The following is a 15,197-nucleotide window of genomic DNA, read 5'->3' on the forward strand; positions in this document are numbered from 1 at the left end:
CGCGGGGCGGAGCCGGCCATCGCGCCGGGAGGCGGGCGGGGGGGCCGGGCCGGCGTAGGCCCGGGGTAGGAAGGACCCTCTTGTCAGGCCCGCAGGTAGGGCGACAGCCAGCCGGTCCGCCGCGCGGCATCGCCCGAGACGACGACCCAGCCAGGCCAGTCCATCGCCGCGAGGCGATGGACGAGGTCGGTCGGTCGCATCGTCCGGATCTTGGCGAACCCGGCGAGCGTCCCCTCCGGCAGGTTCTCCAGGTCCTCCGCCCGGCCGGTCAGCTTCATCCGGGCGGTCGCGGCGAGGTCCCGGGCCCGGTCCAGGGGCAGGTGGCCGGCCTCGCTCGGCAGCAGGAAGGCCTGCTCCGGCGCGGCCTCGCGCGCGGCCCGCAGGGCCGCCGCGAGGGCGCCGGCATCTATGTCGGGGCCCGGGCGGAGGACGATGAGCTCCGGCCGCAGGATGGCGGCCAGCCGAAGCACCCGCCTCAGGTCCGAGGCGAAGCGCGCCCCGCCCCCCGCCCGTCCGGCCCATCCGGGCGGGCCGCCCGCGTAGTTCGGCGGCGGCGCGGCGATCGCGGCGAGCGGCAGGCGCGCCCGGACGAGGCTCTGGCGCAGATCCTGCGCGGGCAGGTTCCAGGGATCGGCGAAGGCGATCCCCGCGAAGCCGTGCCCGGCCGCCCTTTCCGGTCCGACCAGCGGCGGCGCGATGCCGGTGGCCGGATCGATGTCGAGGGCAATCCTCATTCCAGTTCGGCCGCCGGCGCGATGGGGAAGAAGACGCCGCCGGAGCGGATCCCGAACCAGTCGGTGCCGTCGACGGCCTCGATCCGGCCCAGCTCGACGAGCCTGTAGAACGACTTGCGGTCGATCAGTGCCTCGAGATTGCGGCGGATGTGGATGTAGGGGGAGGGCTCGCCGCTCGCCGGGTCGCGCGCCACGCGGATCGGGTGGTCCGGCCCCGCGGCGGCCCGGTCGCCGACATTGGTGACGAAGACCAGCGCATCGCCCTCCCGCACGAAATCCACTGCGACGAAGGGCGCGTCCTCGACCTCGATCCGCACCTTCTCCACCGGGGTCACGAGGACGTAATCCGCGCCGTCCCTGCGCAGGATGGTGGAGAAGAGACGCACCAGCGCGGGCCGGCCGATCGGCGTGCCCTCGTGGAACCAGGTGCCGTCGCGGGCGATCCGCATGTCGATCGCGCCGCAATCGGGCGGATCCCAGCGCTCCACGGGGGGCAGCCCCTCGGTGCCCGCCGCCCGCGCGGCCTCGGCCAGGCCCTCGGCGCTGGGCCCGTCCCCGCCGGTGCCGGGGGTCTCACGGTTCCTTGTCTTTGCCATCGAAACCGCCTCGCGTATCTGTTTGAGTGCTCTCGAAGACGGGGGCGCCGCGCATCCCCGACCCCCCGCGTGACCTAGACGGCAGGAGAGCATTGTCATGGCCGATACCGACCTCGTCCAGCGGATCGAGACGCTGGGCGACACGCTCGACCGCGCCCGCGCCTCGATCTCCCGCCGCTTCATCGGGCAGGAGCGGGTGGTGGAGCTCGTGCTCTCGGCCCTGGTCTGCGGCGGCCACGCGCTGCTGATGGGCGTGCCGGGCCTCGGCAAGACGCGACTGGTCGAGACGGTCGGCACGGTCATGGGCCTCGACATGAATCGGATCCAGTTCACGCCGGACCTCATGCCCTCCGACATCCTCGGCTCGGAAGTGCTCGAGACGGCGGCGGACGGGGCGCGCGCCTTCCGCTTCATCGAGGGGCCGGTCTTCTGCCAGCTCCTCATGGCGGACGAGATCAACCGCGCCTCGCCCCGCACGCAATCGGCGCTGCTCCAGGCCATGCAGGAGCGCGAGGTCGCGGTCGGCGGGCGGTCCCGCCCGCTCGGGGTGCCGTTCCACGTCCTCGCCACGCAGAACCCGCTGGAGCAGGAGGGGACCTACCCGCTGCCCGAGGCGCAGCTCGACCGGTTCCTGACCCGGATCGACCTCGGCTACCCGGCCCGGGACACCGAGCGGTCGATCCTGATGGCAACGACGGGGGTGGAGGACGCGATCGCCGAACCCGTCCTCACCACGCAGGAACTGCTGGACGCGCAGACGACGCTGCGCCGGATGCCGGTGGGCGAGGGGATCGTCGAGATGATCCTCGACCTCGTCCGCGCCTGCCGGCCGGACGATCCCACGGCCCCGCAGCACATCCGCGAGGCGGTCAGCTGGGGTCCCGGCCCCCGCGCCGCGCAGGCGCTGATGCTGGGCGTGCGGGCCGAGGCGCTGCTCTCCGGCCGGCTCGCCCCCTCGGCCGAGGATGTGCGCCGCCTCGCCGCGCCCGTGCTGGTCCACCGCATGGCCCTCTCCTTCGCCGCCCGCGCGCGGGGTGAGGATCTGGCCGCGCTGATCGACCGCACCTCCGCCGCCGTGACGAAGGTCGAGGCCGCCGCGTGAGCGAGGCCGCCGCCCTCTCCCTGCGGGCCGGCGCCGAGGCGCTGGCCGCGCCGCTGCCGCCCCTGATGGCCGAGGCGAGCGAGCTTGCCGCGACCGTCCTCCTCGGCGAGCATGGGCGGCGTCGGCCCGGGACGGGCGACGATTTCTGGCAGTACCGTCCCGCCGGCCCCGGCGACCCGGCGCGGCGGATCGACTGGCGCCGCTCCGCTCGGGGCGACACCCCCTTCGTGCAGGACAAGGAATGGCAGACCGCGCAGAGCGTCATGCTCTGGGTCGATGCCGCCGCCTCGATGGGCTTCGCCAGCGCCGGCCAGCCGGCCAAGGCGGACCGCGCCCGCCTCCTCGGCCTCGCCGCCGCCATCCTCCTCGTCCGCGCGGGCGAGCGCGTCGGCCTCGCCTCGGCCGAACTGCCCCCGGGTGCGGGCCGCCCCGCGCTCGAACGGATCGCCGCCCGGCTGGGCGAGAGCCACGAGGGCGAGCACGGCGCTCCCGACCTCTCGCTGGCCCCGCCCTACGGGCGGGCGCTGCTGATCTCGGATTTCCTCGGCCCGCTCGATGCGGTCGAGGCCGCCCTCGCGCAGGCTACCGACCGCCATGTCCGCGGCGTCCTCCTGATGGTGCTCGACCCCGAGGAGGAGGCCTTCCCCTTCTCGGGGCGGACGATCTTCGAATCCATGGCCGGCACCCAGCGGCACGAGACGCTGCAGGCGGGCGATCTGCGCGGTCGCTACCTGGCCCGCCTGGCCGAGCGGAAGGCGCGGCTGCAGGATCTCGCCGCCCTGTCCGGCTGGCAGGTCTCGATCCACCACACCGATCGCAGCGCGGCGCAGGCGCTCCTCTGGATCCATCAGGCGCTGGGTCGGCGCGCATGACCCATGTCCCGACCTTCCCCTTCGGCTCTTATCTTGCCCCAAATACCTCTCGGGGGGTGAATTGGCCGCAGGCCAAGAGGGGGGCAGACAGCCCCCCTTCGCCGCTCGCCGCCCCGCGTGACGGGAGGGACCGGCCATGCTGACCCTCGGCCCCCTCGGCTTCACCGCGCCCTGGCTGCTGCTCGGCCTCGCGGCGCTGCCGGTCCTCTGGCTGATCCTGCGCGCGGTGCCGCCCGCGCCGATCCGCCGCCGCTTTCCGGGCGTGGCGCTGCTGCTCGGCCTGACCGACGACGAGGCGCAGACCGACCGGACGCCCTGGTGGCTGCTCCTGCTGCGGATGGCGGCCGTGGCCGCGGTGATCCTCGCCTTCGCCGGGCCGATCCTGAACCCGCGCGCCGAGGAGGGCGGGAGCGGACCGCTCCTGGTCGCGCTCGACGCGTCGTGGGCCGATGCCCGCGACTGGGCCCAGCGGATCGACCGGGTCGAGGCGCTGCTCGACGAGGCGGCGACGGACGGGCGCCCGGTCTTCGTGGCCGCGCTCACCGATCCGCCGGCCGGCGGCGCCGTCTTCTCCGACCCGGCGGCCGCCCGCTCCGCCCTGCCGGCGCTCGAGCCGAAGCCCTGGGCGCCGGGCACCGCCGCGCAGGACTGGGCGGAGGCGCTTGAGGGCGGGTTCGACACGATCTGGCTGTCCGACGGGCTGGACCGGCCGGGCCGCGCGGAGCTGCTCGCCGCCTTCGAGGCGCGGGGATCGGTGCGCGTCTACCAGTCGCCCCGCCAGGTGCTGGCCCTGCGGCCCGCCACGACCGAGGACGGTCAGGTCGCGGTCCAGGCGATCCGCACGCCGACCGGGCCCGAGACCGAGGCACGCGTGGCCGCGATCGGCCTCGATCCCGCGGGAATCGAGCGCCAGCTCGCCGCCGCCCCCGCGACCTTCGCCGCGGGCGAGGGGGTCGCGACCGCCGCCTTTGACCTGCCGCCCGAGCTGCGCAACCGCGTGACGCGCTTCGAGGTGGTCGGCCAGCGCAGCGCCGGGGCGGTGACGCTTGCCGATGACAGCCTGCGCCGGCGCGAGATCGCGCTCGTCGCAGGCGGCTCGGACGAGGAGGGGCTGGAGCTGCTCGCGCCGCTCTACTACCTGCGCAACGCGCTGGAGCCGAATGCCGACCTGTTGGAGGGACCCCTCTCGGACCTCGTGCCCGCCAATCCCGACGTGATCGTCCTCGCCGATGTCGCGACCCTGTCCGAGACGGAGCGGGCCGAGGTCGAGGACTGGGTGCGCGGCGGCGGGCTGCTGCTGCGCTTCGCCGGGCCGCGCCTCGCCGCGTCCGATGTCGGGCGCACGACCGAGGACGTGCTGATGCCGGTACGGCTGCGCGCGGGCGGGCGGAACGTCGGCGGCGCGATGTCCTGGGGCGAGCCCAAGACGCTCGCCCCCTTCGCCGAGGATTCGCCCTTCTACGGTCTCGCGGTGCCCGAGGACGTGACGGTGGGCGCGCAGGTCATGGCCCAGCCCGACCCCTCGCTCGCCGCCTCGGTCATCGCGCAGCTCTCGGACGGAACGCCGCTGGTGACGCGCAGCGCGCTGGGGCAGGGGCAGGTCGTGCTCTTCCACGTCACCGCCAACGCCGAATGGTCGACCCTGCCGCTCTCCGGTCTCTTCGTGCGGATGCTCGAGCGTCTCTCCGTCTCCACCCGGCCCGGCGCGGCCGAGATCGAGGAGATGGAAGGCACCGTCTGGACGCCGGAGGAGGTGCTGGACGCCGCGGGCCGGCTGGAGCGGGTGGACACGATGCCCGGCGTGCCGGGCGAGCGGCTGGTGGCGCCCGAGCCCGGCCCCGACCTGCCGCCCGGCCTCTATGCCGGCGAGGACAGGCGACTCGCGGTCAACGTGATCGGGGCCGAGGACACGCTCGCCCCCGCCGCCTGGCCGTCCCGCATCCCGATCGAAGGTCTCGCCGTGCTCCGCGAACTCCCGCTGAAGGGCTGGCTGCTGGCCGCCGCCGCCGCCGCGCTGATGATCGACGTGATCGCCGCGCTGGCGCTGTCGGGCAAGCTGGGCCGACCTGCCGCCCGGTCCGCTTCCCGGGCGGCCGCCCTGGTGCTGGCGGTTCTCGCGGGCGGCCTGTCGCAGCCCCGGGAGGCGCGCGCGCAGGAGAGCGGACCGGAGGATGCCTTCGCGGTCGAGGCGACCGAGAGCGTCGTCCTCGCCCATGTCCTGACCGGCGATCCGCAGGTCGACGAGACCGCCGCCGCCGGGCTGCTCGGCCTGTCCCGCGTCCTGGCGGCGCGCACCTCGGTCGAACCCGCGACCCCGATGGGCGTCGACCTGGAAAGGGACGAGCTCGCCTTCTTTCCGGTGCTCTACTGGCCCGTCACGGCGGACCAGCCGATCCCCTCGGACGCCGCCTACGAGAAGCTGAACACCTATCTGCGCTCCGGCGGCATGATCCTGTTCGACACGCGGGACGCCGATCTGGGCGGCTTCGGCTCGCAGACGCCGGAGGGGCGCAAGCTTCAGGCCCTCGCCCTGCCGCTCGACATCCCCCCGCTGGAGCCGGTCCCCGAGGACCACGTCCTCACCCGCACCTTCTACCTGCTGCAGGACTTCCCCGGCCGCTACAATTCGCGCGACATCTGGGTCGAGGCCTCGCCCCCCGATGCGCAGGCGGTGGAGGGGATGCCCTTCCGCAACCTCAACGACGGCGTGACGCCGGTCGTGGTCGGCGGCAACGACTGGGCCGCGGCCTGGGCGGTGGGCGAGAACGGCAGCTATCTCTACCCGGTCGGGCGCGGCATGGCGGGCGAGCGGCAGCGCGAGATCGCCTTCCGCTTCGGCGTCAACCTCGTGATGCACGTGCTGACCGGCAATTACAAATCCGACCAGGTCCACGTCCCCGCCCTGCTGGAGCGGCTGGGCCAGTGAGGTCGCAAGAGTGCAAGTCAATGGCCCGTTTCCGGGCCGGACCCGCGCGCGATGCGCGGAAACGTCCTAGCCCCGCGAGGCCGGCATGACCTCCATCACCTTCGACCCGCTGCTCGCCTGGCCGGTGATCGCCGGCCTCGGCGCGCTGGCAATCGTCTTCGTGATCCTCGCCGCATGGCGCCGTCTGGCCGGCTGGTGGCTGCGGCTGATCGGTCTGGCCGCCCTCGTCCTGGCCGTGGCGAACCCCGCCCTCCGCGAGGAGGAGGCGGACCCGCTCTCCGACATCGTGATCGCCGTGGTGGACGAGAGCGCGAGCCAGCGCATCGCCACCCGCCCGGACCAGACGGAGGCGGCGCTGCAGAGCCTGGAATCGCAGGTCGCCGCGCGGGGCAATACCGAGCTGCGCGTGATCCGCGTCGGCGACGGCGAGGGGGACGAGGGCACGCGCCTCATGACCGCCCTCGCCGAGGCCCTGGCCGAGGAGCCTCAGGGCCGGATCGCCGGCGCGGTGCTCGTCACCGACGGGCGCATCCATGACGCCGACATCGCCGCCCCGGTCCCCGCCCCGATGAACGTTCTCCTCACGGGAGAGGAGGGCGACTGGGACCGCCGCCTGATCGTCCGCAACGCCCCCGCCTTCGCCATCCTGGGCGAGGAGGTGCAGCTGACGATCCGGGTCGAGGATCAGGGCGCGGGGCCCGGCGACACCTTCGTCCCCCTGTCGATCGCCGTCGACGGCGGCGCCCCGATGCAGTTCCAGGTGCCGGTCGGCGAGGACATGGAGCTGCCGATCACCCTGCCGCATGGCGGGATGAACGTGCTGCAATTCGCCACGCCCGTGGCGGAGGGCGAGCTGACCGACCGCAACAACGAGGCGGTGGTCCAGATCAACGGCGTGCGCGACCGGCTGCGGGTGCTGCTGGTGTCGGGAGAGCCCTATCCGGGCGAGCGGACCTGGCGGAACCTGCTGAAATCGGACGCCTCGGTCGACCTCGTCCACTTCACCATCCTGCGCCCGCCCGAGAAGCAGGACGGGGTGCCGGTGGACGAGCTGTCGCTCATCGCCTTCCCGACGCGCGAGCTCTTCGTCGAGAAGATCGACGAGTTCGACCTCATTATCTTCGACCGCTATTCCCGGCGCGGCATCCTGCCGACGCTCTATCTCGAGAACATCGCCAATTACGTGCGCGGCGGCGGGGCGGTGCTGGTGGCCGCGGGGCCGGAATTCGCGAGCGCGGAATCGATCTACCGCTCCCCCCTCGCCACGATCCTGCCCGCCATGCCGACGGCCGAAGTCAGCGAGACGGGCTTCCTGCCCCGCCTGACCGATCTGGGCGAGCGTCACCCGGTGACCGAGGGGCTGACGGACTACGCCGCGACGCCGCCGGACGAAGAGGGCAATCCCGGCTGGGGGCGGTGGTTCCGGCAGGTCCAGCTGGAGCTGCTGCCCGAGACCGAGGTGCTGATGTCGGGCGACGGCGACGCGCCGCTTCTGGTTCTCGACCGCGTGGGCGAGGGGCGCGTCGCGCTGCTCGGCTCGGACCAGTCGTGGCTGTGGGATCGCGGCTACGAGGGGGGCGGGCCGCAGCTGGAGCTGCTGCGCCGGCTCGCCCACTGGATGATGAAGGAGCCCGAACTCGAGGAGGAGGCGCTCTGGGTCGAGCCGCAGGGCCAGACCATGCGCATCGTCCGCCGCACCCTCTCCGAGGAGGTGCCCGACGTGACCGTCACGGCGCCGGACGGGACCGAGACGGTGCTTTCGCTCGACCAGGTCTCTCCCGGCCGGTGGGAACGGGTCTGGGAGGCGCCGGAGATCGGCCTCTATCGCCTGACCGACGGGATCGAGGAGGCGGTGATCGCCCTCGGCCCCGCCGCGCCGCGCGAATTCGAGCAGACGATCGCCTCGGGCGAGGTGCTCGGGCCGCTGGCCGAGGCGACGAATGGCGGCGTCACCGAGCTCTCGGACGGGATGCCCCGCCTGCGGGACGTCCGGCCCGGCCGCGTCGCGGTGGGCAACGGCTGGATCGGCCTCACCCCGCGCGAGGCGTCGCTCACCTCGGGCCTGAACGTGACACCGATCCTGCCGGCCTGGGCCTGGCTGATCCTCGCCGCGGCGCTCATCCTCGCCGCCTGGATCCGCGAGGGGCGGCGGTAGCGACGCGGCGGTCGCCTCGCGGCGACGGCCCGGCGCGCCCCCGGTCTAGGGTACCCGCAGCCGCAGGGAGGCGAGGATCAGCGCCACCCCGCAGGCGGCGAAGAGGGCCGAAAAGCCGTAGGCGCCCACCCCGTAGGCGTCGACGATCGCGCCGAAGGACAGCAGGGCGACGATCGACATCACCTCCTGCATCATCACGAAGACCGCCTGCGCCTGCGCCGCGATCTGTTCGGTCACATGCGAACTGACATAGGCGAGGCTCGCCATCAGCGTCAGCGCGAAGGTGATCGCGTGCAGCGCCTGGAGCGGCCAGAGCAGCGCCACCGGCGGCGCGAAGGCGAAGGCGGTCCAGCGCAGCACCGCCACCGCCCCGGCGAAGGCGAGCAGGGCCCGCAGGCTGGCCAGATGGCGTATCCGGGGCCAGAACCAGAACAACGCCGTCTCGCAGACCGCGCCGAAGGCGATCAGCAGCGAGATCGTCCCGACGCCGATCCCCTGCCGCTGCCAGAGCAGCGCCTGGAAGGCGTTGAGGATGAAATGCGAGCCGAAGATGACGCAGGCCCCGCCGAGCGGCAGCAGGAACCACGGCCGCAGCACCTGGCCGAGGGCGGTCGCGCCCGGGCGGGCCTCCCCCTCCTCTCCCGGCGGGGCGCGGAAGCGGGGCAGGGCGGTCGCGGCCAGCGCCCGCAGCAGGGCGAACCCGATGAAGAGCGGCAGGAACACCCCCGGCCCGAACGCCCCGGCCATCAGGCCGACCAGCACCAGCGCGCAGAGATAGCCCACCGTGGCGAGCGCCCGGATCGGCCCGTATTCGCTGCCCCGCCGCTCGGTCAGCTTCAGCGTCGCGGCGTCGGCGACCGGCAGTCCGGCGCCCAGCGCGGTATGCGCCGCGCCCCAGACGAGCAGGATCCCGACGAAGCCGGCCGCCAGCGACAGGCCCGCGCTCAGCACCGCCGCCAGCGCCATCAGGGCGACGATCACGCTGCGCCAGTCATCCGCCCGGTCGGCGACGCGCCCGACGAAGAGATTGAGGCAGAGCAGGCCGAAGATGGGCGCGGCGTTGATCCAGCCGATCTGCGCGCCGCTCAGACCCTGGTCCGCGAACCAGATGCCGGCATAGCCGTTGGCCGCGCCCATCGTCGTCATCTGGCTGAGGTAGAACAGCCCGCACCTTGCTTCGGGACTGGCGAGACGGGCGGGCAGGGGCATGCGGGGGAGGATCCTCTTTCAGCCCAGATAGACCTGTCCGCGCGGATAGGCGACCCGCGGCGTCGCCCGGGTGGCGAGGAAGAAGCCCAGCGTCAGCGGGCCGACCCGGCCCATGAACATCACGAAGCAGATCACGCATTGCCCGAAGGCGTCGAGATCGCCGGTCGCGCCCCGCGACAGGCCGACCGTGCCGAAGGCCGAGATCGTCTCGAAGGTCAGGTCGAAGATGTCGCCCTCGTGCCGGACCGACAGTAGGAACAGCGCCAGCGCGATCAGGGCCAGCGAGACGGTGGTCAGCGCCATCACCTTCATCACCTCCTCCAGCCCCAGCGACCGGCCGAAGACCGACAGCTCCTGCCGGCGCCGGAAGAAGGCGCGCGTGGCGAGGATCAGCACGATGGCGGTCGTGACCTTGATCCCCCCGGCGGTGGAGGTCGATCCGCCCCCCACGAACATCAGCGCCATCACGAGGATCGTCGTGGCATCCTCCAGCCCCGCCGTGTCGAGCGAGTTGAACCCCGCCGTCCGCGTCGTGGCCGACTGGAAGAAGGCGGCGAGCAGGCGGTCCCCGGTCGAGGCGAGCCCGCCGAGCGTGCGCGGATTGGTCCATTCCAGCACCGCGACGAGGACCCAGCCGAGCAGCAGCAGCAGGACCGAGCCCACGATCATCAGCTTGGAATGGAGCGACAGCTCGCGCCAGCTCCGCGCCTGGAAGAGATCGCCGAGCACGATGAACCCCAGCCCGCCGAGGATGAACATCGCCGCGATGGGCAGGCTGACCAGCGGATCGCCGACATAGCCCATCAGGCTGTCCGCCTGCAGCGCGAATCCGGCATTGTTGAAGGCCGAGACGGTGTGGAACAGCGCCGACCAGAGGCCCGGCCAGAGCCCCTGCTCGGGCACGAAGGTCAGCGCCAGGATCCCGGTGCCCGCGATCTCGGCGACCAGGGCGATCAAGAGGATCAGCTTGGCCAGCCGGGCCAGCCCCTCCATCGTGGTGTCGCCCAGCTCCTCGCCGATCACCACGCGCTGCGGCATCCCGATCGAGATGCCGAGCGTGAGCAGCAGGAAGGCGGCGAAGGTCATCAGGCCGAGCCCGCCGACCTGGATCAGCCCCATGATCACCGCCTCGCCGAACCAGGTGAAATGGCTGGCCGGATCGACCGTGACGAGGCCGGTCACCGTGACGGCGGAGGTCGAGGTGAAGAAGGCGTCGAGTAGCCCGACCGGCCGCGCCTGCGCGATCGGCATCGACAGCAGGATCGTCCCCGCGACGATCACGGCGAGGTAGAGCGCCGCCAGGAGGGCGGGCGGCGGCAGGCCCCGCCGCGCCCGGTGCCGGACGATGACCGGCCGGGCCACGTCAGATCGTTTCGGCGAAGGCGCGCAGGTTCGCGCGGGTGCCGAGCAGGATCAGGCGGTCGTCCACCTGCAGGGGCGCGTCGCATTCGGACGCGCCCAGCCAGTCGGTGCCCCGCATCACCCCGATCGGCCGCACCTCGAACCGGGCGAGCACGTCCATGTCGCGCGGCCGGCGCCCTTCCAGGCTTTCCGGCACGGTGAAGTTGACCACGTGGAAGCCGTTTCCCAGCGCCGCGTAGTCGCGGATGTAGGGGTTGTGCAGGATCTGCGCGATCGACCGGCCGATCTCCTCTTCGGCGTGGATCACCCGGTCGACGCCCAGCTTGGCCAGGATGCGGTGATGGGTGCGGTTCAGCGCCTTGGCCCAGACCTTCGGCACGCCGACCAGCTTGAGGTTCATCGCCGTCAGGATCGACGCCTCCAGGTCGCTTGCCATCGCCACGATGGCGGCGTCGCAATCGCCGATCCCCGCCTCGCGCAGGGCGGCCTCGTCCTTGCTGTCGAGAATGAGCGACTGGCTCAGATCCTCGGCATGGTCCGAGGCGATCTTGCGGTCGATGTCGACGCCGATCACGTGGTTGCCGAAGCGCATCAGCTCGGTGGCGATGATCGACCCGAAGGTCCCGAGGCCGATCACGGCGAATGTCTGCGGTCTGTGACCCATGCTGTCGCGTCTCCGGGTTGCCGGCAGGAATGAGCGCGGGGCGCGGGGAAGTCCAGTGCAGCGGAAGGCGCGGCGAGGTCCAGTGCCGCAGGAGGCGCGGCGAAGTCCAGCGCCATGGGGCGCGGCGAAGTCCAGTGCCGTGGGAGGTACGGTGGAGGCCCGCGCCGCGGGGGCGCGGCGAAGGTCGGGGTCGCCCGTGTCCGGGGCCGCGGGAGGCGCGGCGGCGCCCGGCTCCGGTCTCGCCACTGCCGCGGGTCTACCCGATTTCGCGATGGGCCCCGGCCCCCGCGCGCGGGCCCCTTTTCGCGGGGCCGGTCGCCGCCGGGTCCGTCAGCCCCGCTCCCGGGCGCCGAACCTTTCCTGCCAGCAGGGCAGGGGATCGCCCGGCGCGGGGGCGGCGTGGAACACGCCCCGCGCCACGGCCCGCGCGAGCACGACGGACGCGGCATGCCCGATCTGCCAGAGGTCCTCTTCCGGCACGGATCTCGCGCCGGTCGCCGCCGCGAAGACGAGATCCCCGTCCATCGGCGTATGCGCCGGCAGCAGCGCCCGGCCGAGCCCGTCATGCGCGGCGACAGCCGCGCGCTGCGCCTGGGCCCTGGTCAGCGCCGCGTCGGTCGCCACGATGGCGATGGTCGTGTTTGCACCCTCCGCCCGCCCCAGCTTCGTCGCCGGCAGGCGGGGCGCCGCCGCCGGGCCGATCCCGCGGCCGCCGAACTCGCCCTCCTGCTCGAACGGGGCCGCCCAGAAGCAGGGCCCGCCCTCGACCAGGGCCGAGCCGACCGCGTTCACCGCCACCAGCGCCCCCACCGTCACGCCCGAGGGGAGCACGGCCGAGGCGGTGCCGAGCCCGCCCTTGAGATCCGCCGTCGTGCAGCCCGTCCCGGCGCCGACGCTGCCCAGCGCGACCTCCGGCCCCGCCGCGTCGAAGGCCGTCCGGCCGAGGGCGGGATAGGGGCTCTCGTCCCAGTCCTTGCGCCCGCCGTTCAGCAGGTCGAACAGGATCGCGCCCGGCACGATCGGCACCCGCGCCGGCCCGACGGCGAATCCGCGGCCCGCCGCCCGCAGCCCCGCGGCCACCCCGTCGCAGGCGGCGAGGCCGAAGGCCGACCCGCCCGACAGGACCAGCGCGTCGACCCCGCCGACCGACCGGTCCGGCGCCAGCAGGTCGGTCTCGCGCGTGCCGGGGGCGCCGCCCATCACATGCACCGCCGCGACGAAGGGCACCGCCGCGGTCAGCACCGTCACCCCCGATTTCAACGCCCCGTCGGCGGCATGCCCGACCAGCAGCCCCTCGACATCCGTGATCGCGTTGCGTCGTCCAGCCCGCATGCCGCCCTCTCCGACCGGAGCGGCTCCGCCCGCCCCCTTATCTTGCCGCAAGTACTCCCGGGGGACCGGGGGCGGCGCCCCCGGCGCTCCGCCGCCGCGCGGCGCCCCTGCGGACTGTGCCCCTCCGCACAGGGTCCTGTCACCCCTTGCGCTGCCCCCGGCCCGCCATACCTCGCCCCCCAACCACGACGAGGAGACGGATATGGCCGACGAGTACACCCCGCCGAAGGTCTGGACCTGGAACAAGGGCGGTGGCGGCCAGTTCGCCTCGATCAACCGCCCCGTCGCCGGTCAGACCCATGACAAGGACCTGCCCGAGGGCGAGCATCCCTTCCAGCTCTATTCTCTGGCCACGCCGAACGGGCAGAAGGCGGGCATCCTGCTCGAGGAGCTGCTCGAGGCCGGATACGAGGCCGAGTACGACGCCTGGCTGATCAATATCGGCGAGGGGGACCAGTTCGGCTCCGGTTTCGTCGGGATCAACCCGAACTCCAAGATCCCCGCCCTCGTCGACCGCACCGGCGCCGCGCCGCTGCACGTGTTCGAGAGCGGGTCGATCCTCGTCCACCTGGCCGAGAAGTTCGGCGCGTTCCTCGCACCCGAGGGGCCGGCACGGACCGAGACCTTCAACTGGCTGATGTGGCAGATGGGCTCCGCGCCGTTTCTCGGCGGCGGTTTCGGCCACTTCTACAAATACGCCCCGGTGAAGCTCGAATATCCGATCGACCGCTACACGATGGAGGCCAAGCGCCAGCTCGACGTGCTGGACCGGCGACTGGCCGAGAGCCGCTTCGTCGCGGGCGAGGACTACACCATCGCCGACATGGCGATCTGGCCCTGGTATGGCGGAGTGGCGAAGGGCGACGTCTACGACGCGGTCGAGTTCCTCAGCGCGAACGACTACACCAACGTGCTGCGCTGGGCCGACGAGATCGGCGCGCGCCCGGCGGTGAAGCGGGGCCGCAAGGTCAACAGCCAGGACATGAAGGAACGCCATTCCGCCGCCGATTTCGACGGAATCGATCTGGGCTGACCCGCAGGGAGGGGGACGGTCGCCGCCGGTCCCGTCCCTATCCCGCCCGCCCGTCCGGCCCGCGCCGGGCGGGCGCGTCGTGTTTCCCCCTGTTGCAATCCCGGCGCCGCGCCGCCGGATTCTTCGCCCCCCGATTTGCAACCGGGGGAGCCCCCGCTAGGTTAGGCACCAAAGCGCTCCCGGGGGGGAGCGGCCACAAGTTTGCAAGGCTGCCGCCATGATATCCCTGATCGACGCGGCCCGGTCCCGGGCCCGACTCATCGCCGCTTTCGCTGCCACCGCGATCCTCGCGGCCTGCGCCTCCTCGGCGCCGGTCTCGAACGCCCCGCAGGTGGAGCAGATGGTCGACGGCATCCCCTTCAGCCAGATCGTCGACGGCTACGGCGTGCTGCAGGACCACGAATTCCGCCTGCCGCCGGTGCCGCCCGAATATCTCGAAGGGGTGAACCGCCGCGCGGTCGTGACCTATCGCGGCGACGAGGCGCCCGGCACGATCGAGATCGATCCGCACGCCAAGTTCCTCTACTGGGTGATGGATGGCGGGCAGGCGATCCGCTACCCGATCGCCGTCGGCCGGCAGGGCCGCGGCATGTCCGGCACCACCGTGATCCGCCGCAAGGTCGAATGGCCGTCCTGGACCCCGACCGCGAACATGCTGCGCCGCGAGCCCGACGTCTACGGCCCCTTCGCCGGGGGCGTTCCCGGCGGCCTTGCCTCGCCGCTCGGCGCGCGCGCGCTCTACCTCTACCGCGGCGGGCGCGACACCTATTACCGGATCCACGGCACCAACGACATGAGCTCGATCGGCAATTCGGGGTCGGCCGGCTGCATCCGGATGTTCAATCACGACGTGATCGACCTGTTCGACCGCGTTCCGCTCGACACCCGCGTCGTCGTCCGCACCTATGCCGACAGCGTCCGGATCGAGGGCGAGGCGCTGGCCAATCGCGGCGTCGAGCTGCCGCCGGTCTATTCCGATCCCGATCGCGTCTACGCGGCGGTGGCCGAGCAGCGCGAGCGCCACGGCAACGACATCTTCGACGGCGTCGTGAACGGCGAGCCGATCGAGGCCGAGACCGGCGAGACCGCGTCCGGCCAGACGGCCCCGATGGTGCAGAGCCCCTTCGCGGCCCCCTAGACCCGCGGAACCGACCAGACGCGCCCGTCCCCGAAGGAAGGGGGCGGGCGTCCGTCGTTCAGGGACGGCCCGGA

At 72.9% G+C, this 15,197-nt stretch carries 12 protein-coding genes; 6 read left to right on the plus strand and 6 right to left on the minus strand.

Annotated features, from left to right (window positions below):
- Positions 1 to 83: 83 nt before the first annotated feature.
- Together BUE30_RS04460 and BUE30_RS04465 are read right to left on the minus strand one after the other, a co-directional pair.
- Positions 84 to 734 (minus strand): hypothetical protein, encoded by a 651-nt coding sequence (locus BUE30_RS04460; protein ID WP_073326671.1) that lies wholly within the window; start codon positions 732 to 734, stop codon positions 84 to 86.
- The gene (locus BUE30_RS04465; RefSeq protein WP_073326672.1) at positions 731 to 1,330 is read right to left on the minus strand and encodes a DUF1285 domain-containing protein; all 600 of its coding nucleotides are present in this window, start codon (positions 1,328 to 1,330) and stop codon (positions 731 to 733) included. The genes BUE30_RS04460 and BUE30_RS04465 overlap by 4 nt, the downstream gene beginning before the upstream one ends.
- 97 nt (positions 1,331 to 1,427) lie before the next feature.
- Between BUE30_RS04465 and BUE30_RS04470 the strand changes: the two genes are divergently transcribed.
- The 4 genes from BUE30_RS04470 (at position 1,428) to BUE30_RS04485 (ending at position 8,385) form a co-directional block, all read left to right on the plus strand.
- Positions 1,428 to 2,432 carry an AAA family ATPase gene (locus tag BUE30_RS04470; RefSeq protein WP_073326673.1) on the plus strand — a complete coding sequence of 335 codons (1,005 nt, stop codon included), beginning with the start codon at positions 1,428 to 1,430 and terminating at the stop codon, positions 2,430 to 2,432.
- Positions 2,429 to 3,304: a DUF58 domain-containing protein gene (locus BUE30_RS04475; protein WP_073326674.1), complete on the plus strand. Its 876-nt coding sequence runs from the start codon at positions 2,429 to 2,431 to the stop codon at positions 3,302 to 3,304. Before BUE30_RS04470 ends, BUE30_RS04475 begins: the two co-directional genes overlap by 4 nt.
- A 136-nt stretch (positions 3,305 to 3,440) precedes the next feature.
- Positions 3,441 to 6,230 carry a DUF4159 domain-containing protein gene (locus BUE30_RS04480; RefSeq protein ID WP_073326675.1) on the plus strand — a complete coding sequence of 930 codons (2,790 nt, stop codon included), beginning with the start codon at positions 3,441 to 3,443 and terminating at the stop codon, positions 6,228 to 6,230.
- Between the two features lie 85 nt (positions 6,231 to 6,315).
- Positions 6,316 to 8,385: a hypothetical protein gene (locus BUE30_RS04485; protein ID WP_073326676.1), complete on the plus strand. Its 2,070-nt coding sequence runs from the start codon at positions 6,316 to 6,318 to the stop codon at positions 8,383 to 8,385.
- A 45-nt stretch (positions 8,386 to 8,430) separates the two neighbouring features.
- On the opposite strand, the gene BUE30_RS04490 is transcribed toward BUE30_RS04485, so the two are convergent.
- The 4 genes from BUE30_RS04490 to BUE30_RS04505 all read right to left on the minus strand — a co-directional run bounded on the left by BUE30_RS04490 (position 8,431) and on the right by BUE30_RS04505 (position 12,952).
- Positions 8,431 to 9,594, minus strand: a complete 1,164-nt coding sequence (locus tag BUE30_RS04490) for an MFS transporter (protein ID WP_073326677.1) — start codon at positions 9,592 to 9,594, stop codon at positions 8,431 to 8,433.
- A gap of 18 nt (positions 9,595 to 9,612) precedes the next feature.
- On the minus strand, positions 9,613 to 10,956 hold the full coding sequence (locus BUE30_RS04495; RefSeq protein WP_073326678.1) for a TrkH family potassium uptake protein: 1,344 nt from the start codon (positions 10,954 to 10,956) through the stop codon (positions 9,613 to 9,615).
- A gap of 1 nt (position 10,957) precedes the next feature.
- Complete coding sequence (locus tag BUE30_RS04500) at positions 10,958 to 11,620, minus strand: potassium channel family protein (protein ID WP_073326679.1); 663 nt, start codon at positions 11,618 to 11,620, stop codon at positions 10,958 to 10,960.
- A 330-nt stretch (positions 11,621 to 11,950) separates the two neighbouring features.
- Positions 11,951 to 12,952, minus strand: a complete 1,002-nt coding sequence (locus tag BUE30_RS04505) for a P1 family peptidase (RefSeq protein WP_073326680.1) — start codon at positions 12,950 to 12,952, stop codon at positions 11,951 to 11,953.
- 202 nt (positions 12,953 to 13,154) lie between these two features.
- Here BUE30_RS04505 and yghU point away from each other — a divergent pair, with 202 nt between their 5' ends.
- Both yghU and BUE30_RS04515 read left to right on the plus strand, forming a co-directional pair.
- Positions 13,155 to 13,985 carry a glutathione-dependent disulfide-bond oxidoreductase gene (gene yghU, locus BUE30_RS04510; protein WP_073326681.1) on the plus strand — a complete coding sequence of 277 codons (831 nt, stop codon included), beginning with the start codon at positions 13,155 to 13,157 and terminating at the stop codon, positions 13,983 to 13,985.
- 217 nt (positions 13,986 to 14,202) lie between these two features.
- On the plus strand, positions 14,203 to 15,123 hold the full coding sequence (locus BUE30_RS04515; protein WP_083601126.1) for a L,D-transpeptidase: 921 nt from the start codon (positions 14,203 to 14,205) through the stop codon (positions 15,121 to 15,123).
- The last annotated feature ends 74 nt before the right edge of the window (positions 15,124 to 15,197 follow it).

The sequence above is a fragment of the Wenxinia saemankumensis genome (assembly GCF_900141735.1).
In the GTDB taxonomy this organism is placed as follows: domain Bacteria; phylum Pseudomonadota; class Alphaproteobacteria; order Rhodobacterales; family Rhodobacteraceae; genus Wenxinia; species Wenxinia saemankumensis.